The sequence below is a fragment of the Actinomadura sp. B10D3 genome, assembly GCF_039871695.1.
Lineage (GTDB): Bacteria > Actinomycetota > Actinomycetes > Streptosporangiales > Streptosporangiaceae > Spirillospora > Spirillospora madurae.
On sequence record NZ_JBDPLY010000002.1, the window covers coordinates 28,893 to 51,769 of the forward strand.

Sequence of the window (22,877 nt, forward strand, 5' to 3'; positions counted from 1 at the left end):
CTCGGACGCGGCCCGTCGTTGCTCTCCCGTTACGTCCGAAATGCCCTGTTGCCCTTGTCCGGAAACCCGGGCGCCTCGGTTCACCACCTGCACAACGAGTCACCGGCCATCCGGTCACGGTGATCACCCCCGGATCGGACCTTCGTCACCAACGGCAACCATCCTTGGATCTATCCAGCCAACGGCGGACTTACTCCTCACGCACACGTTTCGTCCGTCACACCCCGAAGACACCGCACTTTCCCGCACCAGGCCAGCCTGCCATCCGCCGAGACCGCCGAAAGCCCTGGTCACGCCGGTCTCACCGGGCCGCCCGGGACGGAGTGTCCTTACGGTAAGTAACCGCCGGTCACCCGGCGGCGCGCAGGACGAGGCGCATGCACGTGCCCTCGCCCGCACGCGCCCCACCTGCGGGTGCGCGCGGCTCCGTCACGGGGAGCAACCGAGTGGCGCGGTCCAATTCGGGCGTCTCGGTGCCGCTCGTCCCGTTGACCGCACCCTGCCCGGTCTTAGTGTGAGATGTCTCACGTCCGGCCGGGTGGGCGGAGATCGTGCCGCCCTGCGCCTCCGTCAGCCGCCGGACGATGTAGAGGCCGAGCCCGATCCCGCCGAACCGGCGGCGGTCACCGGCGTCTCCCTGGACGAACCGCTCGAAGATCCGCTCGTGGTCGCCGGGCGGGATGCCGATCCCCTCGTCGGTCACGGTGACGACGATGCGGGAGCCCTCGCGGCGGGCGCGGACGCTGACCGTCCCGCCGTCCGGGGAGTACTTGAACGCGTTCTCCAGCAGCTGCCCGAGGACGATGTCGGTCGCCATCGCGTCCCCCCGGCAGGGCGGCAGGCCCGGCTCGACGTCCAGCTCGACCCGGTGCAGCGGCGACAGGGACCGGAACCCGGCCACCACGCCCTCCAGCACCCGGGTCAGGTCGAACGCCTCGATCGTCACGGCCAGCTCGTCGGCGCCCGCACGGGAGCCGAGCAGGAGATGCTCGACCAGGCGCCCGAGGGACTGGGCGCGCTCGGCGATGGTGGCGACGGCGGCGCGGCGGTCGCCGTCGGCCATCTCGTCCCACCGGTTGACCAGCGTGGACGCGAACCCCTGCACGACCGTGATCGGGGTGCGCAGCTCGTGACTGGTGGTGGCGAGGAACAGGTCCTTCGCCTCCTCCAGGGCCTTGGCCTCGGAGACGTCGCGGAAGTCGACGACCAGCTCGCCGGTCTCCTCGATCTCGGCGGCCAGCACGTTCAGCCAGGTGCCCGACTCCAGCCGGAACGTCAGCATCTCGCCGAGGGCCGGCATGTCGAACGGCAGCGGGCGCCCGATCGCGTCCTCCGGCGGGATGCCGGTCAGCGTGTGCGCGGCGGGGTTCCAGTGCCGGACGACGAGGTCGTGGTCGAGCACGGCGATGCCGTCCGCGCTGGAGTCGATCACCGCGCGCTCGTGCGCCCGCTGCCGGACGACCTCCGCGTAGGCGACGGCGTTGCCGACCGCGACCCCGGCGTGCCCGGCGAGCAGCTCCAGCAGCTCCAGCTCGGTGTGCCCGACCTTGCGCCCGGTGAACAGCGCGTACAGCGCGCCGTAGGGCCGGTTCTGCAGGTAGGAGAGCCCGAGCGCGATCGTGTGCAGGCCCGGCAGCTCCGACCAGATGAGGTCGCCGAGGCGCCGCTCGCCCGTCGCCAGCTTGACGGTCTTGCCCGACCGCAGCAGCTCGCCGACGAGGCTCGGCCGCAGCTCGGCGGACCGCCCGCGCATCCGCTCCGGCAGCCCGGACATGCTGACCAGCCGCAGCCGGTCGCCCTCGATCCGGACGAAGCCGCCCGCGTCGGCCCCGGTCAGCTCGATCAGCGCGGCGGTGATCCGGTCGAGCACGATGCCGAGGTCGAGCTCGGCGTTGAGGTCGGCGACGATGTCGTTGAGCCGCCGGACCAGCCGCGCCCGCTCGGTCATGCGGTGCTGGACGATCTCGTCGTCCTCGACCGGGTGGTACACCCCGACCCAGCCGAGCAGCGTCCCGTCCGGGTCCTTCAGCAGGCTGGTGTCGATGCGCACGTCGATGAGGCGGCCGTCGCGGTGGAACCGGCGCGTCGCGATCGAGATCTGCCCGCCGTCGCCGGCCCGGCGGGTGAGGAGCCGTTCCTGGACGGCGTTGTGCTCGGCCTTCAACTCGTCCGGGACGATCGGCGGCACGCGGCCGACCATGTCGGCGGCGGTCCAGCCGAACATGCGCTCGGCGGCCGGGTTCCACACCGTGACGCGGTGCCGCCGGTCCACGGCCACGATCGCGTCGGCGGCGCTCTCGATGACCGCCCGCGCGATGGGATCGTGGACGTGCTCGTACACGTCTGTCATGGTGCCACCGGACTCCGGCCCGACGCCGGGCAACGTGCGCCGAAAGTTTCTTCGGCGCCCCTCCACGCACGCAAACCTTACCGTTTGGTAAGCCTGCCGATGAGGAGGGCCGCGAGCCCGGCGACCAGGAACGACAGCAGGGACGCGCTCATCCAGCTCTGCGGCGTGAAGTGCAGCGCCTCCTGGACGTCCCGCCAGAGGCCGGCCCAGCGCTCGACCGTGCCGGGGTTGATGAGCTGGTAGACGACGAACCCGGCCGCCCAGGCGGCGATCATGCCCCAGCGGGACGGCGCCGTGCGCGAGACGTCCCAGCCGCCCCGCGCCCGGCGGCCGAGGAAGAAGTCGGCGGCGAGGACGCCGAGCATCGGCACGAACACCGACCCGATCAGCGACAGGAAGCCCGCGTAGTCGCCGATGTCCAGGGCGAGCGCGAGCACGGTGATCCCTACACCGAGCCCGACGCTCAGCACCCGGCGGTCCGCGCGCGGGAACAGGTTCTGGATCGACACGGCCGTGGAGTAGGTGTCGGCGAACGACTGGTCCGCCTCCCGCAAGACGAAGATCGCGAAGAACACCACCCCGAGCGTGGCGCCCAGGAACGGGTCGAAGACCTTCGTGGAGTCGCCCGCGACGAGGGCCAGCGCGAGCAGGCCCAGGACATACGCGACGATCTGCGTGACGGAGTAGCCCACGGCCGCGGCGCCGAACGCACCGCGCTCGGTCTTGGCGTGCCGGGTGTAGTCGGCGGCCACCGGCACCCAGGAGATCGACACCGCCAGCGCGGCATCGGCGCCGATCCAGAAGCCGCCCCACGATCCCTGCGTCAGGTCGGGGATCGGCTCGCGGAGGAGCTGGACGTAGAAGTAGACGAGCGCGACCGCCACGGCGACCGTCACGTACCGGCGCAGCAGCCGCACCGAGCCGAGGGGCCACACCGTCAGCACCGTCGTGATCGCTCCGGCGGCGACGACGTAGCCCCAGCGGGGCACCCCGTCCCACAGCTCGCGGGCGGCGTCCGCGATGACGATCAGCTCGAACGTCCCCCAGCCGACCAGCTGCGCGATGTTCAGCACGGTCGGCGCGTACGACAGCTTCGCGCCGAACAGGCCGCGCAGCAGCACCATCGCGGGCTGGCCGGTGCGGGTGCCCGGGACGGCGGCGAGGCCGAGCATCAGCCCGCCGAGGATCGTGCCGGCGGCCATGGCGACGATGCCCGCCATGATCGAGATGGTGGGCCGCCCGGCGGCGTCCGGCGCGAGGACGGTGTAGGCGCCGGAGAAGGCCAGGAGGCTGACGCCAAGGTTGGCCCAGAAGGCGCTCTGGTCCCAGAAGCCGAGGACCTTCGGGGCGGGTTCGTCGAGGGTGTAGGGGACCTCATTTTGCGGACGCGCGCCTTCGGGGCGCTTCTCGACGTCGGACGTCACGGGACACACTCCCTACGCCGGCATTACCCGGACAGGTTCATGCGGTCGGCGACGCCTGGAAGGCCGCCCTCTCAGCCCGGCTGTGGCCCGAGCTCCCGCGGGTTTCGGTCGGCCCCGATCGTACAGCCCCCAGCAATCCCCCAAAAGGGTGCATAGGGGTTCAATCGCGCGACCCGGCTCGCGCGCCGCGGATCAGGCGACGTACGGCTCGCCGTCCCCGGAGCCCTCCATCGGACGTCCCGCCTCGGCCCAGCCCTTCATGCCCCCGTCGACGTTCCTGGCCAGCCAGCCCGCCTGGTTCAGCGCTACCGTGACCTGCGCGGACCGCGCCCCGGAGCGGCAGATCACGTAGACCTCCCGGTCGCGCGGAATCTCCCCGGCGCGGTCGCCGAGCTGCCCCATGGGGATGTGGACCGCCTCGGGCGCGTGACCCGCGTCCCATTCGTGCTGTTCACGCACGTCCACCAGGTAGCCGTCCTGCGGGACGTCCGCGGCGACCACGGCCGGCACGTCTTCCCCGAAATTCATCACACCCCCATGGAACCGCGCGAAGCACCCCTGCGTCGAATCACGCATGCGGTATCGGACGCTCCTTTTCGCGGCGCCCGGGCTGGCCACGCTCCTGTCTCTGGCCGCCTGCGGCGACGAACAGGCCAACGGAAACCCCGCCGACAAGCCTTCGGGCACGACGTCCGTGCAGCCGTCCGGCACGCCGGCGGACTCACTCACCGTGGAGGTCAAGGCCTCGAAGGAGGCACCCGCCAAGACCTGGAAGCTGACCTGCGACCCACCGGGTGGCACCCATCCCAAGGCCGCCGACGCCTGCGCGGCCCTCACCAAGGCCAAGGAACCCTTCAAGCCCGTCCCCAAGAACCAGATGTGCACCAAGATCTACGGCGGTCCGGAGATCGCCACGGTCAAGGGCACCTGGCAGGGGAAGGAGATCGACACCCAGTTCACCCGAGCCGACGGCTGCCAGCTGCACCGCTGGACCGAGGTCGGGCCGCTCTTCGGCAGCGTGCCGAAGGTGCGCTGACACCACACATCCGCTGAACGAGCCATCCCCGTTCCGGTCTCGTTCACAACAGATCAGGGCCCGGCCGTCCGGCCGGGCCCTGATCTGTTCTGGATCGACCCGCTCTAGAACAGGCCGCCGATGCTGCCGTTCTGGGAGACGGCCGTGTCGAACGCGAGCGGGGCGCGGGGTGCGCGGGTGGCGCCTGCGGTGCCGGGTAGCCGCCCTGCTGGGGGTATCCGGTGGGCGGGTACCCGTACGCGGGCGGCGGCGCGGCGGGCGCACAGGGCTGCGCGGGGACGGCGGGGTGCGCGGGGGCGCCGGGATGGGACGGGTGGCCAGGGGCGTACGGCCCACCCGGGCCCGGCTGCGCGGGGTAGGGCGGGTAGCCCATGGCGGCTCCTGGGGGCGGGAGAACGTGATCGTCTCGCGCTACGATACGCCGCCGTTCTCTCCCGGCACGCGGCCTTTCGCGCGAAATGCCGGGCGGGCTACTTGAGCAGGCGGGACATGCGGCGGTCGGCGAGCGGCTTGCCGCCCGTCTGGCAGGTGGGGCAGTACTGGAGCGCCGAGTCGGCGAACGACACCTCGCGGATCGTGTCGCCGCAGACCGGGCACTTCTGGCCGGCCTTCCCGTGCACCCGCAGGCCGGTCTTCTTCTCGCCCTTGAGGTCCTGCGCCTCCAGGCCGCGCGAGCGCTCGACCGCGTCCCGCAGCGTGGTGACGATCGCCTCGTGCAGGACGGCCACGTCCTCGCCGGTGAGCGACGACGCCATCTTGAACGGCGACATCTTCGCCACGTGCAGGACCTCGTCGGAGTAGGCGTTGCCGATGCCGGCGATCACCTTCTGGTCGCGCAGCAGCCCCTTGATCTGGTTGCGCTTCCCGCCGACGATCCCGGCGAGCGCCTCGACGGTGAACGCGTCGTCCAGCGGGTCGGGGCCGAGCGAGGCCACGCCGGGCACGTCGGCGGGGTCGCGGACGACGTAGACGGCGAGCCCCTTCTTCGTCCCGGCCTCGGTGAGGTCGAAGCCCGATCCGTCGTCCAGGTGGACGCGCAGCGCGAGCGGGTTCTTGCCGCCGGGCCGGACGGGCCTGCCCGGTATCTCGTCCCGCCAGCGCAGCCAGCCCGCGCGGGCGAGGTGGATCACCAGGTGCAGCCCGTCGACGTCCAGGTCGAGGAACTTGCCGTGCCGGGACGCGCCGGTGACCGACAGCCCGCCGAGCGCGGTCACCGGCGGGTCGTAGGTCTTCAGCGCGGAGATGGCGAGAACATCGACGCGGGCGACGACATGGCCGACCACGCGCTCCCGCAGGAACCCCGCCAGCGCCTCCACCTCAGGTAGCTCAGGCATGGCTTCAGTATCCGCGACGGGACGAGGTGCCGGAACGTCGTCCACAGCCCTGTGGACGCCTGTGGACAACTCTGGGGGCGAGTGTGACCGGGATCTCGGAACAGATGGATACCCCCCCGGGGTTGTCAGGGGGGTCCGGCTATGGCAGCATGAGGCGCACGGGATACCCCCCAGGGGTAATAGAGAAGGAGACGCGATGAGCACCAGCACCTACACCGTCAGCGGGATGACCTGCGGCCACTGCGTGAGCTCGGTGACCGAGGAGGTCGAGCAGATCACCGGCGTGACCGGTGTGGACGTCGACCTGAAGAGCGGCAAGGTCACCGTCACCAGCCAGACGCCCCTCGACGACGCCCAGGTCAAGGCCGCCGTCGAGGAGGCCGGATACCAGTTGACCGCGTGAGCGAAGCGCGCCCCGCCTCCGGGCGGGGTGCCTCGCCCGACCGACGAGCGGAGTGAATCGGCATGAACAGCGCGACCAGGATCGGGGCCTACGCCGTAGGGCTGGCGGTCGTCTTCGGCGGCGCCGCGGGCATCGGTAAGATCACCGGCCCCGTCGGCACCACCGCCGAGAAGATGGCCTCCCACGAGAACGGCGGCGGCCACGCCGGCGGCGGCGAGGGCGGACACGGCGGCGGACACACCGCCGCGGCGGCGCACGCCCCCGGCGGCCTCCAGGTCTCGGAGGACGGCTACACGCTGACCCCCCAGCGGACGACCGTCACCCCGGGCAAGAAGACCGACTTCCGGTTCACCATCACCGGGCCGGACGGCAAGCCCGTCACCGCGTTCAAGCCCCTGCACGGCAAGCAGCTGCACCTGATCGTCGCGCGGCGCGACCTGGCGGGCTTCCAGCACCTGCACCCGACCCAGCTCGACGGCGGCGTCTGGTCCGTCCAGATCAAGCTGCCGAAGGCCGGCGTGTACCGGTTCTTCACCGACATCCAGCCGACCGCCGCGACCCGGCAGCTCACGCTGGGGACCGACGTGTTCGCCCCGGGCGACCAGCGGCCCACGCCACTGCCCGAGCCCGAGCAGGTGGCGAAGGTGGACGGCTACGAGGTGAAGCTCACCGGCGGTCTCGTCCCCGGCAAGGCCACCGAGCTGACCCTCACCGTGAGCAAGGACGGCGAGCCGGTCACCGACCTGCAGCCGTACCTGGAGGCGTACGGGCACCTCGTCGCGCTGCGGCAGGGCGACCTCGCCTACCTGCACGTCCACCCGGACGGCGCGCCCGGCGACGGGGTCACCAAGCCCGGCCCCGGCATCACGTTCTCCGCCGAGGCGCCCAGTTCCGGCGCCTACCGGCTCTACCTGGACTTCAAGCACGGCGACAAGGTCCGCACCGCCGAGTTCACGGTGCACGCCGGGGACGCCCGGGTTCCCGCGCAGGAGGCCGAACCCGGCCACGACGACCGCCCCCACACCCACTGACGTGTACCGCACGATCGATGCGAAGGAGGACACGATGAGCACGGAAGCGAAGTCCGCGCCTATCGAGCTGACGATCGGCGGTATGACGTGCGCGTCGTGCGCCAACCGCATCGAGCGCAAGCTCAACAAGATGGACGGCGTCACCGCGACGGTCAACTACGCCACCGAGAAGGCCCGCGTCGAGTTCCCCCCGGAGGTCTCTCCGGAGGACCTGATCGCGACGGTCGAGAAGGCGGGCTACACCGCCGCGCTGCCCGCCCCGCCGGCGGCCGAGGGGTCGCAGGACGCCGCGCCCGAGCAGGACGACACGCTGCGCCCGATCCGCCAGCGGCTCATCACCTCGGTCGTCCTGTCGGTCCCCGTCATCGCGATGGCGATGATCCCGGCCATCCAGTTCGAGGGATGGCAGTGGCTCTCGCTGACGCTGGCCTCCCCGGTCGTGGTGTACGCGGGCTGGCCGTTCCACAAGGCCGCGGCCGTCAACCTGCGGCACGGCGCGACCACCATGGACACGCTGATCTCGCTGGGCACGCTCGCCGCGTTCGCCTGGTCGCTGTGGGCACTGTTCTTCGGCACCGCCGGCGAGCTGGGCATCAGGCACGGGTTCGAGTTCTCGATGACCCGCTCGGACGGGTCGATGAACATCTACCTGGAAGCCGCGGCCGGCGTGATCATGTTCATCCTGGCCGGCCGGTTCTTCGAGAAGCGGTCCAAGCGCCGCGCCGGCGCCGCGCTGCGGGCCCTGCTGGAGCTCGGCGCCAAGGAGGTCTCGGTCATCCGGGACGGGCGCGAGGAGCGCATCCCCGTCGGCCGGCTGGCGGAGGGCGACCTGTTCGTCGTCCGCCCCGGCGAGAAGATCGCCACGGACGGGACGGTCGAGGAGGGCTCGTCCGCGGTGGACGCGTCCATGCTGACCGGCGAGTCGGTCCCGGTCGAGGTCGGGCCCGGCGACACCGTGGCCGGCGCGACCGTGAACGCCGGCGGGCGGCTGCTGGTGCGCGCCACCCGGGTCGGCGCCGACACCCAGCTCGCGCAGATGGCGCGGCTGGTGGAGGAGGCGCAGAACGGCAAGGCGCAGGCCCAGCGGCTCGCCGACCGGATCTCCGGCGTCTTCGTCCCGATCGTGATCGCGCTGGCGGTCGGCACGCTCGGCTTCTGGATCGGCACCGGCGAGCCGCTCGCCGGCGCGTTCACCGCCGCGGTCGCGGTGCTGATCATCGCCTGCCCGTGCGCCCTCGGCCTGGCCACCCCGACCGCGCTCATGGTCGGGACGGGACGCGGCGCGCAGCTCGGCATCCTGATCAAGGGCCCGGAGGTCCTGGAGTCCACCCGCCGGGTCGACACGATCGTGCTGGACAAGACCGGCACCGTCACCACCGGCCGGATGGCCCTGGTCGACGTCGTCACCGCCGACGGCGTGTCCGAGGACGAGGTCCTGCGGCTGGCAGGCGCGCTGGAGGACGCGTCCGAGCACCCCATCGCCCAGGCGATCGCCAAGGGCGCGCAGGAGCGGGTCGGAGAACTCGGCGCGGTCGAGGACTTCGCCAACGTGGAGGGCCTCGGCGTCCAGGGCGTGGTGGACGGGCACGGCGTCCTCGCCGGACGTCCGCAGCTCCTCGCCGAGTGGTCGCAGCACCTCACCGTCGACCTCGAACGCGCCATGGAGAAGGCCCAGGCGCTCGGCCACACCGCCGTCGCGGTGGGCTGGGACGGCGAGGCCCGCGCGGTCGTCACCGTCGCGGACCAGGTCAAGCCGACCTCGCGGGAGGCGGTCGAGCGGCTGACGGCGCTCGGGCTGCACCCGGTCCTGCTGACCGGCGACAACGAGACGGTGGCCCGCACGGTCGCGGACGCGGTCGGCATCGACGAGGTCATCGCCGAGGTCCTGCCGCAGGACAAGGTCGACGTGGTCAAGCGCCTCCAGTCCGAGGGGCGGACCGTGGCGATGGTCGGCGACGGGGTCAACGACGCCGCCGCGCTCGCCCAGGCCGACCTCGGCCTCGCGATGGGCACCGGGACGGACGTCGCGATCGAGGCGTCCGACCTGACCCTGGTGCGCGGCGACCTGCGCGCCGCGGCCGACGCGATCCGGCTGTCCCGCCGCACGCTCGGCACGATCAAGGGCAACCTGTTCTGGGCGTTCGCCTACAACGTGGCGGCCATCCCGCTGGCGGCGTCCGGCCTGCTGGTCCCGATGATCGCGGGCGGCGCCATGGCGTTCTCCTCGGTCTTCGTCGTCAGCAACAGCCTCCGCCTCCGGAGCTTCAAGCCGATCACCGATTCAGCGAACCGCTGACCAGCACCGGAACGCGCGGCTCCCACCCCCCGGAGCCGCGCGTTCTTCCATGCCAGCCGTGTTTCAGGGCCGCAGAGTGGCGATCAGCGGGGCGAGGGTGGGGTCTGCTGCGGCGGCGTCCAGGGCCTCGGTGAGGGTCTCGATGTAGGTGGGGCTGGCCTTCTCCAGGACGGCCAGACCCTCGTCGGTGATGACGCTGTAGACGCCGCGGCGGTCCTTGGGGCACATGGCGCGGCGGGTGAGGCCGGCGGACTCCAGGCGGGCGACGAGCCGGCTGACCGAGCTCTGGTTGAGGCCGATGAGGTCGGCGAGCTCCTGCATCCGCAGCTCGTGGTCCTCGGCGCGGGAGAGGCGGCAGAGCGCCCTGTACTCCGAGAGGCCGATGCCGTGGCGGCGCTGCAGCGCCTTGGCGAGGCGGGCCTCGACGCGCCCGTGGAGGGTGACGATGCCGTCCCAGAGGGGGCCGTCCACGGCCTTTGCGTTCTTCTCGGCAAGGCTCATCTCGCACCTCGCTTCCTGTTGACGCCAGCATACATGCAATGCCAATATCTGCATGTACATACAACTCATGCAGGTACATGCACGTGACCCGCCCGGCGAGAGGGGACCCCCGATGACCGGCCCGCTGCTCACCCCGTACGAGGGCCCGCATCTCAGGCTGCGCAACCGGATCGCGATGGCGCCGATGACGCGGGGGAGGGCGGACGACGTGACCGGCGTCCCCCACCCGCTGACCGGGGAGTACTACGCGCAGCGGGCGGCGGCGGGGCTGATGGTGAGCGAGGGGATCTGGCCGCACGAGCTCGGCAAGGGCGGTCCCGGCATCCCCGGGCTGGTGACGGACGAGCAGGTCGCCGGGTGGCGCGAGGTCACCGGGGCCGTGCACGCGGCGGGCGGGACGATCTTCGCCCAGCTCTGGCACGTGGGCCGGATGACGCACCCGCTGATCCTGCGGGGCGGCGCGACGCCGGTCGCCCCCTCGGCCGTCCGGATCGAGTCGCAGCGGATCCACACGAACGCGGGCTGCGCCGAGCACGTGACGCCCCGCGCGATGACGACCGCCGAGGTCGAGGCGGCCGTCGGCCACTTCGCCGCCGAGGCGCGCAACGCGATCCGGGCCGGGTTCGACGGGGTCGAGGTGCACGGCGCGAACGGCTACCTCATCCAGCAGTTCCTCGCCGAGAACACCAACCGGCGCACCGACCGGTTCGGCGGCTCGCGCGAAGGAAGGATCCGCTTCGCGCTGGACGTCGTGCGGGCCGTGGCGGACGCGGTCGGCCCGGAGCGCGTCGGCCTGCGCATCTCCCCCGACAACCCGGAGAACGAGATCGCCGAACAGGACCCGCAGGGCACCTACCGGGCGCTCGTCGACGCCCTCGACCCGCTGGGACTGGCCTACCTGCACGTCATCGAGCGCGGTGCGTACGGCGCCCTCGCCGACCTGCGCCCGCGCTGGTCGGGCACGCTCATCGGCAACTTCAACGGCGACGAGCCGACGACGCGGGCGGCCGGCGAGTCGGTCGTCGAGGCGGGGCTGGCCGACGTGTTCTCCTTCGGCCGCCTGTTCATCTCCAATCCCGACCTGCCCGCGCGGTTCGCGACGGGCGCCCCGCTCAACCCGCACGTGCCCGAACTCGTCTACGGCGGCGGCGCGGAGGGGTACGTGGACTACCCGGCGCTCACGTGAGGGGGACGTCCCAGAAGGCGATCTCGTGACGCATGCCCTCCAGGAACAGGCGCTCCGCGGCCGCCTGGTCGGCGCCGGACTCGTCGATCATCTGGGCGATGCGGGCCGTCAGCCGCGCGAACCCGGGGTCGGCGTAGGTGTCGACCCAGCGTCGGTACCGCGGCTCGGACGGCGGGTTCTCCGCGAGCAGCCGTCCGAGGGTCGAGTAACCCCACATGCAGGGGTACAGGGCCGCGAGTCCGTCGGCGTACACGGCGGCGCTGTCCAGCAGGAAGGACGTGTAGGCCGCGCAGGCCGGGCCCTTCTCGGCGCCGTCCAGGTCTGCGGCGAAGCTCGCGGAGAGGGATCGGTGCAGTTCGAGCTCGTCATGGAACGTCGCATGAGCGAGATCGACAAGGTCGCCGAGATGGGCGTCGGGTGCCTGCCACGCCAGGCGCGAGAACACGCGCACGTAGTCGTGCAGGAAGAGGTAGTCCTGCTCCAGCCAGGAGCGGAACACGGCTTCGTCCAGATTCCCTTGGGCGATGCCCTGGACGGTGGGGTGCTTGAGTTGTTCGTCGACCAGGGGGCGGCCGAGGTGTTCCAGGCGCGCGGCGAGACTCATGCCGCCAAGTCTGCCCGGAAACGATCAGGCCCCGCCGGGTCGGACGACCCGGCGGGGCCTGATCTGCCCTGACGGGCAGGGCTTGCACCGGTGTGTGGGTCGCCTCTCGGCGAAAGGCACAACACGGCTCCAGCCGGACGGTATTCCGTGAAGGCGATAGGTGAGGCCCGGGGACACCAGGCACACCGGCTGTCATGTATAACCGATGGGTCCCGGGGATTGTTCCCGGCCTCCGAAATCGGTGAAGGTTCCCGTCCGCCTGATGGTGTGCCAGCCGAGACCTGCCCCCAGCAAGGCCGTGACGAGGGACTGGACGACGACCAGGTACATCAGCTGCCGGTAGACGAACTGCTGGAGCGGCAGCGCCCACAGCGGGCGGATGGGCTCGCCGTCCAGCCAGAGGGCGTAGGCGCCCGCGGCGGCCTGCGCGGCCACGAACACCGCCCAGGTGAGGACGGGCGCGGCGGGGTTCAGGAAGACCAGCCCGAACAACGCGAACAGGTCGACGGCCGGCGCGAACAGCGGCAGCAGGACCTGGAACACCGTCAGGTAGGGCAGGCAGCGGCGCCCGAACCGCCCGGACCCGCCGCGCTCGACGACGGAGCGGCGGTGCTTCCACATCGCCTGCATCGTCCCGTAGCACCAGCGGTACCGCTGCCTCCACAGTTGCCGCAGGGACGACGGCGTCTCCGTCCAGGCGATGGCCTTCTCCTCGTAGACGACGCGCATGCCGGTGCGGCAGATCGCCATGGTGAGGTCGGTGTCCTCGGCGAGGGTGTCGCCCGGGACGCCTCCCACCCGCGCCATCACCGAGCGGCGGAACGCGCCGATCGCGCCCGGCACGGTCGGCATGCACCGCAGGACGTCGAACATCCGCCGGTCGAGGTTGAAGCCGATGACGTACTCGATGTGCTGCCAGCGTCCGAGGATGCCTCCGCGGTTCGCGACCTTGGTGTTGCCGCTGACCGCCGCCACGTCCACGTCCGCGTCCGCGAACGGCGCGACGAGGTGACGGATGGTGTCGCGCTGGAAGACGGTGTCGCCGTCCACCAGCACGAAGATGTCCGACCGGGCCACCTCCATGCCCGCGTTGAGCGCGCTCGGCTTGCCGCCGTTCGGCTTGCTGATCAGGAACACGCCGGGCAGGCCGAGGGAGTCGACGATCGCCGCCGTGCGGTCGGTGGACCCGTCGTCCACCACGATCACCTCGACGGTGCCCGGGTAGTCGGTGTCGAGGAGCGAGGCGACGGTCGCCGCGATCCCCGCCTCCTCGTTGTAGGCGGGGACGACGACGGAGACGGGCGGGAACGGGTCGGGCGGCAGCTCCCCCGGCGGCGGCGCCCGCCCCGGTGCCGCGTCCTGCCGCGAGCGGCGCGGCGTCCGGACCCGCCGCATGTGGACGTGCGCGAAGACCAGCAGCATCAGGAGCCTGAGCACGTACAGGATCCCGGCCACGGCGAACAGCACGCCCATCGTCCCGGTGAGGGCGGACGCGGCGCGCTGGGCCGCGACGAGCGTCCAGCCGACGGCCTTCTCGTGCGCGGGCACCGGCACCTGCGCCCCGGGGATGCCGAGCGCCCGCGTGAGCGTGGTGAACCGGTAGCCCCGCGGCTGGAGCCGGTCGAGGATCCGCTCCACGGCGGCGACGGTCTCGGACCGGTCGCCGCCGGAGTCGTGCAGCATCACGACCGCGCCCTCGCCCTGCCGCTGCGCCGCCAGCGCCCGCCGGACGATCGTCTCGGTGCCCGGCATCGCCCAGTCCTCGGTGTCGCGGTCGGTGAGGACCACGACGTACCCGTCCCGGCCCGCCCGCTCGGCCGCGCGCCACTCGGGCGCGGTCAGGCCGTCCGGACGGGACGAGTACGGCATCCGCATCAGCCGCGTGTGGACGCCCGCCGCGCCCGCCAGCGCCCGCTGCGTCAGGTCCATCTCCAGGCGCCCCCGCCACGCGGGCGCGGCGGCGAGATCGACATGGGTGTAGGTGTGCGACCCGATCTCGTGGCCCTCGCGGAGGATGCGCCTGGTCAGCGACGGGTTCTCGGCCACGCGGGCGCCGACGGCGAAGAACGTGGCATGGGCGCCGCGGCGGCGCAGGACGTCCAGCAGCCGCGGCGTCCATGCCGGATCGGGGCCGTCGTCGAACGTCAGCGCGATCGTCTTCGGCGGCATCCGGCGGCTCTGCGGGGTTCCGCCCGCGAGGTTGACGACCGGGCCGCCCGAGACGATCTGGGACGGAGCGGGCGCGGGCCGCCGCGGCACGTCGCGCGGCGCCTCGCCGACCGCGCCGTGCGCGAAGCCGTCCAGCAGGAGGAGCACGGTCAGCGCCAGCCCGCCGAGCAGGAGCAGAGGCCAGTGCCCCCGTGGCTCACGCCGCGGCACGGTCAGCGGTTCTTCTTGCGGCGGCCCCACGCGGGCGGGCTGGCCTGCGACTTCCCGGGACGGTCCGTGGTGGCGGCGGCCGTCGGGCTCGGGGTGACGGAGGGCGGCCTCGGCGTCGCGGACGGAGCCGGCCTCGCGGCCTGCGCGGGGGGCCGGGGGCGCGCCGCCGCGGGCGGCCTGCTCGCCGTGCTCTTCGGCGGGACGCTCGGACGGCTCAGCTTGGCGCGCGGCTCCGGGGACGTGCGGCTCCACGGCGTCAGCGGCACATCCGCGCCCGTGGTCATGCCGAGGCCGAGCGAGCCCAGGAACACGATGAGGACGGCGCCGGCGAGCAGCCCGATGCGGCGCCCGAAGCGCGCCCGCCAGCCGGACGCGTCGGTGAACACGGGCGCCGTCTCCGCGTCCGGCTCCCGGTCCGGCGCCGCCGGCGGCTCGGTCGCCGGCGAGATGCCGGTGACAAGTAGCTTGTCCCGATCTTGCGGCAGGTTGCCGATCATCCTTCGTCCATCAATCGGGGGCGGGGGAGGAACGCCCGGCGCGAAAGGCGTTCACTGCTTCAGCGCGTACCCCCGAGTACGTGTCACACCACCGGGGAAATGCCTGCACAATGGCGCGGTGGACGAGGACGAGCTCAGCCGGGCGCTGCGGGCGGCGCAGGACGGCGACGAGGCGTCCTTCCGCATGCTCTACCGCGACGTGCAGCCCCGCCTGATCCGGTTCGCCGGCGCCCTCGTCGGCGCGGACGCCGAGGACGTGACCTCGGAGGCCTGGCTGCAGATCGCCCGGGACCTCCCCTCGTTCCGCGGCGACCTCGACGGCTTCCGGGGCTGGACCGCGACGATCACCCGGCACCGCGCCCTGGACCACCTGCGCCGCCGGTCGCGGCGCCCCGGCGCCGACCTGCCGGCCGAGGAGCTGGTGACGATGGCCGCCGGCGCCGACACCGAGCTGGACGCGCTGGACGGCATCGCCACCGAGCGGGCGCTGGCGCTGATCGCCGAACTCCCCCGCGACCAGGCCGAGGCGGTGCTGCTGCGCGTCGTCGTGGGCCTGGACGCCAAGTCGGCGGGCACGGTCCTCGGCAAGCGCCCGGGCGCCGTCCGCACCGCCGCCTACCGTGGCCTGCGGCGCCTCGCCGAACGGCTGCCGTCCCCCCGTCAGGCCCCTGCCGGCGACGCGGCCGACACCCGGCCGCTCATCCGCGGTGACAAAACCGGCGGTACCGGCGCTGAAGGGGTGACATGAGCGACCACACCGAGCCCGGAAGGCTGGACGACCGCACCGCCGAGCGCCTGCTCGACGGCGGCGACGGCCCTGCCGCGCTGCGTGCGCTGCTCTCCGCCGCCGCGGCGCCCGGCCGCCCGGAGGAGCTCGGCGGCGAGGACGCCGCCGTCGCCGCGTTCCTGGCCGCCCCGCGTCCCGCCCGCCGGCACCGGGCGGCGGACCTGCGCCGCTTCCTCACCGCCAAGATCATCGCGGCGGTGGGCGGCCTGATCCTGCTGCTGTCGGGCGGCGTGGCGTACGCGACGGGCAACTTCCCCGGCCAGGAACCGGCGCCCTCCCCGTCCCCGACCCGCAGCGAGCCCCAGGGCCGCGACGGCGACAGCACCCCCGCGACGCACGGCTCGCCTCCCGGGACGTCGCCGGCCCCCGCGGCGCCCGGGGCGGGCGGCACGCCCGGCCCCGGGAAGTCGCCCGGCAGGGCGAACGCCCCGGGCCAGCAGAAGAGGACCGCGAAGCCGAACTCGCCGGGCACGCCTCCGCGGGGTCCGGGGAGCAACAACGGCTCGTCGCCCGGCGCCAACTCGGGGAACGGCAACACCAGCAACAACGGCAACGGGCCGAAGAAGAAGAACAAGACCAAGGACGACTCCGCGAACGGCGCCGTGGACACCGACGACGTCGAGGACGGCGACTCCGCCGGCTCCGGCGACGGCCAGGACTAGCCGCGAACCCGCCTCAGCCGCGGGCCGGTAGCGCGGGCACCCGGGTTCACCTTGAGTGCTCCTCGCGGGCGTACCGGCGGGTCTTGTGGGACCAGCGGGCCGGGTCGTCCTCCAAGGCTTGGCGGTCCCATTGGCCGAGGTCTGCCGCCGCCTCGTAGGTGTCTTGCAGGAACTCCAGCAGGGCGCGACCGGGATCGGGAGCCTTCCGCACCGCCTCGTACGGCAGCAGGAACTGGCCGTTCTCCCGGCTGTAGAAGGCGCCGGACGGACCGACCGGACGGTCGGCGAAGCCCTGCGGCTCGGGGTAGGCGTAGGCGTAGAAGGCGCCCTCCTCGCCTCCGCCGGGCCAGAAGCCGCAGCTGCTGAGCTCCCGTGAATAGCCTTCGACCATCACCCAGTCACCGCAGTTCGGAGCTCCGCCCGGATGCTCGGGGGCGTCCCGTCCGGAGAAGCGCGTGCAGGCGAGGTCCATCGCGCCCCAGAAGAAGTGCACGGGGCTGACCTTGCCGGCGAAGCGGGAGCGGAACTCGCCCATCACCCGCGCGACCTGGAGCAGCTGGCGCCAGAACAGGTGCGCTGCTCCGGCGTCATAGGAGGCGTGCCGGTCGTCCTCCGCGAACGGGATCGCGGGGTCGACCTCGTTGGGGTGCCCCTGGATGCGCGTCGGCACCCCGAGGTCGTCGAGGGCGCGCATCGTCCGCGCGTAGAACTCCGAGACCGGCATCGGCTCCAGCCTGATCTCCCGGGCCCCGCCGTCGGACGTGCGGACGAGCAGCAGGTGGTCGACGAAGTCGAACTCGATGTCGAACGCCCCCGACCCGTAGGGGATCGCGGACGTGGTCAGGCCGCGCGGGCTGACGTACAGCGTCACCTGCCACCAGTGGTTGACCAGCGGCGCGTGCGCCAGCCGGATCTTCCCGACGATCTGCGTCCACATGTGCAGCGTGTCGCGGGTCTCCTGCCAGTCGTCGACCCGCAGCCGCGGCCAGCCCTGTCCGTCCACCGTCGCCCCCTCAACCGGACGTGTCCGGTGATGCCCGGCATTCGTGCAGCTCAACCTGATCCGCTTGGGCGGGCTTGGAGGTCAGAGGCAGCCTTCGAACTGCGGGACCTCGACATCCGAGAGGTCGAGGCCGGACGCGCCGAACCACGTGTGCATGAACTTCGCCATCGTCCCGTCCTGGTACATCTCGGTGATGGCCCGGTTGAGCGCCTCGCAGCCGTCCGGGTCGCCCTGCCGGATCGCGATGCCCGTCCGCCGCTCGCCGAACCGGGAGTTCAGCAGGCGGAACCCGGCGCCCTGCCGCGTCTTCAGCCCGGCCAGGATCGTGTCGTTCGTGGTCACCGCGTCGATCCGGCCGTCCCCCAGCATGACCATGCACTCGTCGTAGGAGCGCGCCGTGACCGGGACCGCCGGCACCTCCCGCTCCACGGTCACGGCCTCGGCCGCGCCCGACCCGGTGACCGCGCAGATCCTGCGCCCCCTCAGGTCGCGGACCCCGCGCACCTTCTTCTCGCCGTCCCGGACGAGGATGTCCTGGTACGACAGGAGGTAGGGGCCGGCGAACGCGAGGCGCTGCTTCCACTCGGGCTCGATCCAGAACGTCAGCACCATGTCGACGTCGCCGTCCCGGAGGAGCCGCTCCCGGTCCCGCGCCAGCGCGGGGACGAACCGGACCTTCTTCCCCATCCGCTCCGCGAGGTAGCGGGAGACGTCCACGTCCAGGCCCTCGAACGTCCCGTCCGGACGTCTCAACCCGATGCCCGGCAGGTCCGGCCGCACCCCGGCCACCAGCGCGTCCGCGCCGAGGATGGAGGTCGTCTCGTCCCGCCCGCACCCGCTCAGCATCAGGCAGCCGGCGAGCAGCGCGGTCGCGGCGGCGATGGGCCGCCGCATCCTCCCGCCCCGTGTCGCAGCCAACGATCAAGCCCCCTGCCCGGCGGCCGGGTCGGCCTGGCGTGCGGTGAGGCGCGGCTCGACCGGTGTGCGCGCCGACTGCCGGACGTCAAGGCGGACGAGGTTCTCGCCTCTCAACAGGGACACGCGAGCCATGTCGACCGCCCGGAATTCGCCCAATTCTCTGGCGAGGATGCCGATTCCGGCCGCCACGCCCGGCGCCCGCAATCGGGTCATACCGAACGATCAGCCAGGGAGTCTGATCTGACGCCGCCTATTGTAAGGAGGGCCGATGCTCCCGAGCAATCCCGGAGATCGCCTCCCAACGGGAAATCAGGCCAATGTGGGCGCCCGGAGAAACAGTCGGCCGACGCCGTAAACATTCCGTAAACGCGGTCCGCGAGGGTGTGGGCACTGGGAAGGACAGCGGCAGGACGGTCCCGCCGCCCGCCCGAGAGGATGCTCACAATGCGCACGTTCACGCTTCAGGTCCAGGTCAGCGCGGACGGCTACATGGCCGGCCCGAACGGCGAGATGGACTGGTTGACGATGCCGTGGACCCCCGACCTCGACGCCTATGTCGACGCGCTCCACGCGCCGGTCGACTGCATGGTGTTCGGGCGCAGGCTCGCGGAGGGCTTCATCCCCGCGTGGGAGTCCGGGCCCGAGGGCGAGACGCAGGAGTCCATCGACCAGATGAACAACACCCCGAAGGTGGTCATCTCCAACACACTCGCCGAGTCGCCGTGGAAGAACGCCGTGGTCGCGGGCGGCGACCTCACCGAGACCGTGAACCGGCTCAAGGCCGAGCCGGGCGGTGACCTCATCGCCTACGGCGGCGGCACGCTCGTCCGGAACCTGATCGGCCGGGGCCTGCTCGACGACCTGCACCTGTTCGTCAACCCGACCGCGATCGGGTCCGGCATGCCGGTCTTCCCGGCCGACGGGTACCAGCGGCTCGACCTCGCCGGCTCGCGCTCGTTCGACTGCGGGATCACCGTCCTGCACTTCAGGCCGAAGCGCTGATCACCGGCCTGGCGGCGGCCAGGCCGGCGTCCTGGCCGCCTCGACGGCCTACTGCAGGAGGTGGCGGAGGGTCGTCTCGTCGGTGACCGAGCGGTAGTAGCAGGTCGGCCGGGCCTCCCCGGACGGGAGGTTCGTGTGGCAGGCGCCGCCCGTGGTGCGGTTGACCAGGTAGAGCAGGGAGTTCTGCTCGCAGTTGACGCGCACGTCGACCAGCGCGAGGACGTCGCCCGAGGTCGCGCCCTTCCGCCACAGCTCGTTGCGGGACGTCGACCACAGGACGGCGATCCTCTCCTCCAGCGTGGCCTTGAGGGCCTGGTCGTTCGCGTATCCGATGAACAGGACCTCGCCGCTGTCGGCGTCCTGCAGGACCACCGGGACGACCCGCGCCCCGGTGGCCGCGACGCCGGCCAGCTTGTCGAAGTCCAGGGTGAGCCGGGTGCCTTCTTCGAGTTCGTTCACCCTGCCATCCTGCCCGGCCGCGCAACGGGGGTCGTCACCGACACAGGCCGTCGGGTTCTCGTCAGCCCGTCCGGCCGTCCGCTCGCAGGTACAGCGCCCCGAGGGCGGCGTAGCCACCGGTGATCGCCACCAGCCCGGCCGCGGGCCCGCGCGGCACGTCCCCGCGGATCAGATGCGCGAGCCCGGCGGCGGTGTCGCAGGCGTCCACCATCAGGCAGAGCCGCCGCCAGCGGCGCCGCGCCGCCGGATCGCTGATCAGGTAGCCGAGGCCGAGCGCGACCGCCCGGCTCCCGAAGATCCGGATCATGTACCTGAGCTCGGGCGTGTCCCGGTCGCCGGCGCCGGCCAGCTTCACGTTGAGGCCGGGCGCCGCCAGCGCCAGCGCTCCCCATACGACGCGGCCTCCCGCCGCCATTTCCAGTGCTCGTTCCATGCCTGCGACACTCGCACCCGGCATGGACGCGACTCGATTACCTCGCAGGTAAAGCCCCTTGGTCACACCTCAGAACGCGCCGATTCGGTCACGAAATCCGACCGTGGATCCAGCAGCACGTAGCGATCAGGGCGTCCGCCGCACGCAGGCCGGGCGCAAGAGGTGGCCAGCAGCGCAATCGCCTCGGTTCCGGCCCCCGCGTTGCGCCCCTTGATGAATCGGACGCAACTCCGGTGAGCCGGATGAAGACTCTTTTGTTGGAGAAGCTCCGAGTCACCTTTCGGACTCGGCCGTTCGACCGCGGCGGCACGGACAGCATGCAGAGCCCCTGGTTCGGACGTGGTGATCGTGGTGATCAACTCACGACGCTTACTCCACAGACTCAGGCTGTTCGGGCGGTTCCGCTGGAAGCGGTACGCGTGAGCTGTACGCCATTTTAGCGTCGACAGCGGCGATGAAGGGAAGCCGCTTCGCCGGGGCGGGGGCGGGGTCAGGGGGCCAGGATCGACTGGACGGTCGCCGTGATGAGGGGCGCGGTCTCCTCGCGCTTCAATCGCCCGGCGCGGTTCTCCTCCGCGGCGCCGTGCAGGACGTACTGGACGACGTTGACCAGCCACGTGATCGGCATGTCGGTGCGGAACACGCCCTCGTCCTGACCTCGGCGGACGAGCTGTTCGAGGCGGTCGGCGGGACGGCCGTGCAGTTCGCGGATGCGTGCGGCGGACAGGGTGCCCTGGGCCGCCGTCAGCAGCGCGGCCGACTCGGCCACCAGCGACCAGCTCGATTCCAGCAGCCGGTCCAGCGCGTCCCGCGCGTTCCCGGTGAGGTCGACGCCCTCCAGCACCTCCTCGCCGGAACGCAGCGCGTCTGCCAGGGCGGCGTCGACCAGCTCGGCCCGGTTGGGGAAGTGGCCGTAGAGCGTCATCCGCCCGACCCCGGCGGCCTTGGCGATGTCGTCGATGCTCGCGCTCGGGTCCCTGCTGAGGCTCTCGCGGGCCGCGGAGACGATCCGGGCGATGCTGCGCTCGGCGTCCGCGCGCCGCCGCCGGCGAGGTGGTGCGGAAGACATGGCCCACATTCTAACTCGTACACCGAAGTACGTGTTACTCTCGTTTAAGTCGTACGGTGGAGTACGAGTTAAGGAGAGAGATTCGATGACGGACAAGATCCCGGACCCGGAGGGCACGGGCGGCACGGGCGGAGCGGCCCACCCGCTCCGCTGGCGCATCCTGGGCTTCCTCGGCATCGCCCAGCTGATGCTGATCCTCGACGTCACCGTCGTGGCCATCGCGCTGCCGCACATCGAGACCGACCTGGAGCTGAGCCGCCAGGCCGTGACCTGGACGGTCAGCGCCTACACCCTCACGTTCGGCGGGCTGATGCTGCTCGGCGGGCGGACCGCCGACCTGATCGGGGCACGGCGGGTCGTGCTCGCGGGGCTGCTGATCTTCACGGCGGCGTCCCTGGTGACCGGGCTCGCCGGCTCCGGCGAGGTCCTGCTGGGCGGCCGGATCGCGCAGGGGGTCGGGGCCGCGCTGCTGTCCCCGGCGGCGCTGTCCCTGGTGGTGAGCCTGTTCGACGGTGACGAGCGGAACAAGGCGCTCGGCGTCTGGTCCGCGCTCGGCGGGGGCGGCGCCGCGCTCGGCGTCCTGCTGGGCGGTGCCCTGACGGCCGGTCCCGGCTGGCCCTGGGTCTTCTACGTGAACGTCCCGATCGGCGTGGTGATCATCGCGGCGCTCGGGAAGATGCTGCCGCGGCAGAGCGTGCCGGGCCCGCGGGCGCGGCCGGACGTCCTCGGCGCGGCGCTGGTCACGGCGTCGTCCGCCGCCCTGATCTACGCGTTCATCCGCGCGGGCGACGACGGCTGGCTCAGCCCCGCGATCGGGTGGCTGGTGCTGCTGTCCGCGGTCGGCTACGTCGCGTTCGTCGCCCGGCAGAAGACCGCCCGGTCACCCATGATGGACGTCTCGCTGCTGGTCCGGCGCCCGGTGGCCACCGGCACGTTCCTGATCCTGATGGCGACCGCCCTCATGATCGCGGTGTTCTTCCTGGGCACGTTCTACTTCCAGCACGCGGAGGGGTTCGGTGCGCTGCGGACCGGCCTGCTGTTCCTCCCCGTCGCCGTCGCGACGATGTTCGGCGCCAACCTCACCGGCCGGACGATCGCCAAGGCGGGACCGCGCCGGCTCGCCGTGACCGGGCTGGTCACCGCCGCGGTCGGGATGGCCGTCCCGGCCGTGTCGATGACCCCGCTGAGCGTGGTGATCGGCACGGCGATCGCGGGCGCCGGGACCGGGGCGATGTTCGTCGTCGCGTCGGCCACGGCACTCGGCCAGGTGGCCCCGCACGAGTCCGGCATCGCGTCCGGCATCGTGAGCACGTTCCACGAGTTCGGGGCGTCCATCGGGGCGGCGGTCATCTCCAGCGTGGCCGCGGCGAGCATCGCCGGCCAGACCCTCGACGGGTTCACCGACGGGTTCGTCCTGGCGGCGGTCGCCGCCGCCGTGGGAGCGGCCGCCGCGGCGGTCCTGACCCCCGGCCGTCCGGCGGCGGCGTAACGGCAGGGAAACAG

At 72.3% G+C, this 22,877-nt stretch carries 23 protein-coding genes and 1 riboswitch; of the genes, 9 read left to right on the forward strand and 14 right to left on the reverse strand.

Going from position 1 to position 22,877, the window contains the following annotated elements; all coding sequences use genetic code 11:
• Positions 1 to 349 precede the first annotated feature (349 nt).
• From ABGB11_RS03270 to ABGB11_RS03280, 3 genes are all read right to left on the reverse strand, one after another.
• A complete protein-coding gene (locus ABGB11_RS03270) occupies positions 350 to 2,350 on the reverse strand; it encodes a PAS domain-containing protein (RefSeq protein WP_347628622.1) in 2,001 nt (666 codons plus the stop codon).
• Positions 2,351 to 2,427: 77 nt separating this feature from the next.
• Positions 2,428 to 3,774 (reverse strand): cytosine permease, encoded by a 1,347-nt coding sequence (locus tag ABGB11_RS03275; RefSeq protein ID WP_347628624.1) that lies wholly within the window; start codon positions 3,772 to 3,774, stop codon positions 2,428 to 2,430.
• Positions 3,767 to 3,883, reverse strand: a riboswitch (TPP riboswitch). Its footprint overlaps the gene before it by 8 nt.
• Before the next feature lie 83 nt (positions 3,884 to 3,966).
• The gene (locus ABGB11_RS03280; RefSeq protein ID WP_347628626.1) at positions 3,967 to 4,302 is read right to left on the reverse strand and encodes a rhodanese-like domain-containing protein; all 336 of its coding nucleotides are present in this window, start codon (positions 4,300 to 4,302) and stop codon (positions 3,967 to 3,969) included.
• A 46-nt stretch (positions 4,303 to 4,348) separates the two neighbouring features.
• Here ABGB11_RS03280 and ABGB11_RS03285 point away from each other — a divergent pair, with 46 nt between their 5' ends.
• Positions 4,349 to 4,810, forward strand: coding sequence for an SSI family serine proteinase inhibitor (locus ABGB11_RS03285; protein WP_347628628.1), 462 nt, complete (start codon positions 4,349 to 4,351; stop codon positions 4,808 to 4,810).
• A gap of 470 nt (positions 4,811 to 5,280) precedes the next feature.
• On the opposite strand, the gene ABGB11_RS03290 is transcribed toward ABGB11_RS03285, so the two are convergent.
• On the reverse strand, positions 5,281 to 6,144 hold the full coding sequence (locus ABGB11_RS03290; protein WP_347628630.1) for a DNA-formamidopyrimidine glycosylase family protein: 864 nt from the start codon (positions 6,142 to 6,144) through the stop codon (positions 5,281 to 5,283).
• 196 nt (positions 6,145 to 6,340) lie between these two features.
• Here ABGB11_RS03290 and ABGB11_RS03295 point away from each other — a divergent pair, with 196 nt between their 5' ends.
• The 3 genes from ABGB11_RS03295 to ABGB11_RS03305 all read left to right on the forward strand — a co-directional run bounded on the left by ABGB11_RS03295 (position 6,341) and on the right by ABGB11_RS03305 (position 9,874).
• The gene (locus ABGB11_RS03295; RefSeq protein WP_347628632.1) at positions 6,341 to 6,547 is read left to right on the forward strand and encodes a heavy-metal-associated domain-containing protein; all 207 of its coding nucleotides are present in this window, start codon (positions 6,341 to 6,343) and stop codon (positions 6,545 to 6,547) included.
• Positions 6,548 to 6,609: 62 nt separating this feature from the next.
• Positions 6,610 to 7,578, forward strand: coding sequence for a hypothetical protein (locus ABGB11_RS03300; protein ID WP_347628634.1), 969 nt, complete (start codon positions 6,610 to 6,612; stop codon positions 7,576 to 7,578).
• A 34-nt stretch (positions 7,579 to 7,612) separates the two neighbouring features.
• Positions 7,613 to 9,874 (forward strand): heavy metal translocating P-type ATPase, encoded by a 2,262-nt coding sequence (locus ABGB11_RS03305; RefSeq protein ID WP_347628636.1) that lies wholly within the window; start codon positions 7,613 to 7,615, stop codon positions 9,872 to 9,874.
• A 63-nt stretch (positions 9,875 to 9,937) separates the two neighbouring features.
• Here ABGB11_RS03305 and ABGB11_RS03310 read toward each other — a convergent pair whose 3' ends face one another.
• Positions 9,938 to 10,375 (reverse strand): MarR family transcriptional regulator, encoded by a 438-nt coding sequence (locus tag ABGB11_RS03310; protein ID WP_347628638.1) that lies wholly within the window; start codon positions 10,373 to 10,375, stop codon positions 9,938 to 9,940.
• 112 nt (positions 10,376 to 10,487) lie between these two features.
• Here ABGB11_RS03310 and ABGB11_RS03315 point away from each other — a divergent pair, with 112 nt between their 5' ends.
• The gene (locus ABGB11_RS03315) at positions 10,488 to 11,561 is read left to right on the forward strand and encodes an alkene reductase (protein WP_347628640.1); all 1,074 of its coding nucleotides are present in this window, start codon (positions 10,488 to 10,490) and stop codon (positions 11,559 to 11,561) included.
• Here ABGB11_RS03315 and ABGB11_RS03320 read toward each other — a convergent pair.
• The 3 genes from ABGB11_RS03320 to ABGB11_RS03330 form a co-directional block, all read right to left on the reverse strand.
• Complete coding sequence (locus ABGB11_RS03320; protein WP_347628642.1) at positions 11,554 to 12,165, reverse strand: transcriptional regulator; 612 nt, start codon at positions 12,163 to 12,165, stop codon at positions 11,554 to 11,556. The two genes, ABGB11_RS03315 and ABGB11_RS03320, sit on opposite strands and share 8 nt — an antisense overlap.
• 192 nt (positions 12,166 to 12,357) lie before the next feature.
• Positions 12,358 to 14,544, reverse strand: a complete 2,187-nt coding sequence (locus tag ABGB11_RS03325) for a glycosyltransferase (protein WP_347628644.1) — start codon at positions 14,542 to 14,544, stop codon at positions 12,358 to 12,360.
• A 2-nt stretch (positions 14,545 to 14,546) separates the two neighbouring features.
• The gene (locus tag ABGB11_RS03330; RefSeq protein WP_347628646.1) at positions 14,547 to 15,041 is read right to left on the reverse strand and encodes a hypothetical protein; all 495 of its coding nucleotides are present in this window, start codon (positions 15,039 to 15,041) and stop codon (positions 14,547 to 14,549) included.
• 118 nt (positions 15,042 to 15,159) lie between these two features.
• Between ABGB11_RS03330 and ABGB11_RS03335 the strand changes: the two genes are divergently transcribed.
• On the forward strand, positions 15,160 to 15,789 hold the full coding sequence (locus ABGB11_RS03335; protein WP_347628648.1) for an RNA polymerase sigma factor: 630 nt from the start codon (positions 15,160 to 15,162) through the stop codon (positions 15,787 to 15,789).
• Positions 15,786 to 16,490, forward strand: coding sequence for a hypothetical protein (locus ABGB11_RS03340; protein ID WP_347628650.1), 705 nt, complete (start codon positions 15,786 to 15,788; stop codon positions 16,488 to 16,490). The genes ABGB11_RS03335 and ABGB11_RS03340 overlap by 4 nt, the downstream gene beginning before the upstream one ends.
• A 46-nt stretch (positions 16,491 to 16,536) precedes the next feature.
• Here the strand turns inward: ABGB11_RS03340 and ABGB11_RS03345 are convergent, their stop codons facing one another.
• The 3 genes from ABGB11_RS03345 to ABGB11_RS03355 all read right to left on the reverse strand — a co-directional run bounded on the left by ABGB11_RS03345 (position 16,537) and on the right by ABGB11_RS03355 (position 18,624).
• On the reverse strand, positions 16,537 to 17,493 hold the full coding sequence (locus ABGB11_RS03345) for a DUF5996 family protein (protein ID WP_347628652.1): 957 nt from the start codon (positions 17,491 to 17,493) through the stop codon (positions 16,537 to 16,539).
• A gap of 81 nt (positions 17,494 to 17,574) precedes the next feature.
• Positions 17,575 to 18,387: a transporter substrate-binding domain-containing protein gene (locus tag ABGB11_RS03350; protein WP_347628654.1), complete on the reverse strand. Its 813-nt coding sequence runs from the start codon at positions 18,385 to 18,387 to the stop codon at positions 17,575 to 17,577.
• Between the two features lie 27 nt (positions 18,388 to 18,414).
• On the reverse strand, positions 18,415 to 18,624 hold the full coding sequence (locus ABGB11_RS03355; RefSeq protein ID WP_347628656.1) for a hypothetical protein: 210 nt from the start codon (positions 18,622 to 18,624) through the stop codon (positions 18,415 to 18,417).
• A gap of 231 nt (positions 18,625 to 18,855) precedes the next feature.
• Between ABGB11_RS03355 and ABGB11_RS03360 the strand changes: the two genes are divergently transcribed.
• Positions 18,856 to 19,413, forward strand: coding sequence for a dihydrofolate reductase family protein (locus ABGB11_RS03360; protein WP_347628658.1), 558 nt, complete (start codon positions 18,856 to 18,858; stop codon positions 19,411 to 19,413).
• Between the two features lie 48 nt (positions 19,414 to 19,461).
• Here ABGB11_RS03360 and ABGB11_RS03365 read toward each other — a convergent pair whose 3' ends face one another.
• The 3 genes from ABGB11_RS03365 to ABGB11_RS03375 all read right to left on the reverse strand — a co-directional run bounded on the left by ABGB11_RS03365 (position 19,462) and on the right by ABGB11_RS03375 (position 21,374).
• Positions 19,462 to 19,872 carry a phosphoribosyl-AMP cyclohydrolase gene (locus tag ABGB11_RS03365; RefSeq protein ID WP_347628660.1) on the reverse strand — a complete coding sequence of 137 codons (411 nt, stop codon included), beginning with the start codon at positions 19,870 to 19,872 and terminating at the stop codon, positions 19,462 to 19,464.
• Between the two features lie 61 nt (positions 19,873 to 19,933).
• On the reverse strand, positions 19,934 to 20,305 hold the full coding sequence (locus tag ABGB11_RS03370) for a hypothetical protein (RefSeq protein ID WP_347628662.1): 372 nt from the start codon (positions 20,303 to 20,305) through the stop codon (positions 19,934 to 19,936).
• Positions 20,306 to 20,795: 490 nt separating this feature from the next.
• Positions 20,796 to 21,374 carry a TetR family transcriptional regulator gene (locus ABGB11_RS03375; RefSeq protein WP_347628664.1) on the reverse strand — a complete coding sequence of 193 codons (579 nt, stop codon included), beginning with the start codon at positions 21,372 to 21,374 and terminating at the stop codon, positions 20,796 to 20,798.
• A gap of 85 nt (positions 21,375 to 21,459) precedes the next feature.
• Between ABGB11_RS03375 and ABGB11_RS03380 the strand changes: the two genes are divergently transcribed.
• A complete protein-coding gene (locus tag ABGB11_RS03380) occupies positions 21,460 to 22,863 on the forward strand; it encodes an MFS transporter (protein ID WP_347628666.1) in 1,404 nt (467 codons plus the stop codon).
• The last annotated feature ends 14 nt before the right edge of the window (positions 22,864 to 22,877 follow it).

Coding starts and splice junctions, on each gene's coding strand:
- ABGB11_RS03270 (WP_347628622.1), bottom strand. CDS start 2,350: ATGACAGACGTGTACGAGCACGTCCACGATCCCATCGCGCGGGCGGTC.
- ABGB11_RS03280 (WP_347628626.1), bottom strand. CDS start 4,302: ATGAATTTCGGGGAAGACGTGCCGGCCGTGGTCGCCGCGGACGTCCCG.
- ABGB11_RS03285 (WP_347628628.1), top strand. CDS start 4,349: ATGCGGTATCGGACGCTCCTTTTCGCGGCGCCCGGGCTGGCCACGCTC.
- ABGB11_RS03290 (WP_347628630.1), bottom strand. CDS start 6,144: ATGCCTGAGCTACCTGAGGTGGAGGCGCTGGCGGGGTTCCTGCGGGAG.
- ABGB11_RS03295 (WP_347628632.1), top strand. CDS start 6,341: ATGAGCACCAGCACCTACACCGTCAGCGGGATGACCTGCGGCCACTGC.
- ABGB11_RS03300 (WP_347628634.1), top strand. CDS start 6,610: ATGAACAGCGCGACCAGGATCGGGGCCTACGCCGTAGGGCTGGCGGTC.
- ABGB11_RS03305 (WP_347628636.1), top strand. CDS start 7,613: ATGAGCACGGAAGCGAAGTCCGCGCCTATCGAGCTGACGATCGGCGGT.
- ABGB11_RS03310 (WP_347628638.1), bottom strand. CDS start 10,375: ATGAGCCTTGCCGAGAAGAACGCAAAGGCCGTGGACGGCCCCCTCTGG.
- ABGB11_RS03315 (WP_347628640.1), top strand. CDS start 10,488: ATGACCGGCCCGCTGCTCACCCCGTACGAGGGCCCGCATCTCAGGCTG.
- ABGB11_RS03320 (WP_347628642.1), bottom strand. CDS start 12,165: ATGAGTCTCGCCGCGCGCCTGGAACACCTCGGCCGCCCCCTGGTCGAC.
- ABGB11_RS03330 (WP_347628646.1), bottom strand. CDS start 15,041: ATGATCGGCAACCTGCCGCAAGATCGGGACAAGCTACTTGTCACCGGC.
- ABGB11_RS03340 (WP_347628650.1), top strand. CDS start 15,786: ATGAGCGACCACACCGAGCCCGGAAGGCTGGACGACCGCACCGCCGAG.
- ABGB11_RS03350 (WP_347628654.1), bottom strand. CDS start 18,387: ATGCGGCGGCCCATCGCCGCCGCGACCGCGCTGCTCGCCGGCTGCCTG.
- ABGB11_RS03355 (WP_347628656.1), bottom strand. CDS start 18,624: ATGACCCGATTGCGGGCGCCGGGCGTGGCGGCCGGAATCGGCATCCTC.
- ABGB11_RS03360 (WP_347628658.1), top strand. CDS start 18,856: ATGCGCACGTTCACGCTTCAGGTCCAGGTCAGCGCGGACGGCTACATG.
- ABGB11_RS03370 (WP_347628662.1), bottom strand. CDS start 20,305: ATGGAACGAGCACTGGAAATGGCGGCGGGAGGCCGCGTCGTATGGGGA.
- ABGB11_RS03375 (WP_347628664.1), bottom strand. CDS start 21,374: ATGTCTTCCGCACCACCTCGCCGGCGGCGGCGCGCGGACGCCGAGCGC.
- ABGB11_RS03380 (WP_347628666.1), top strand. CDS start 21,460: ATGACGGACAAGATCCCGGACCCGGAGGGCACGGGCGGCACGGGCGGA.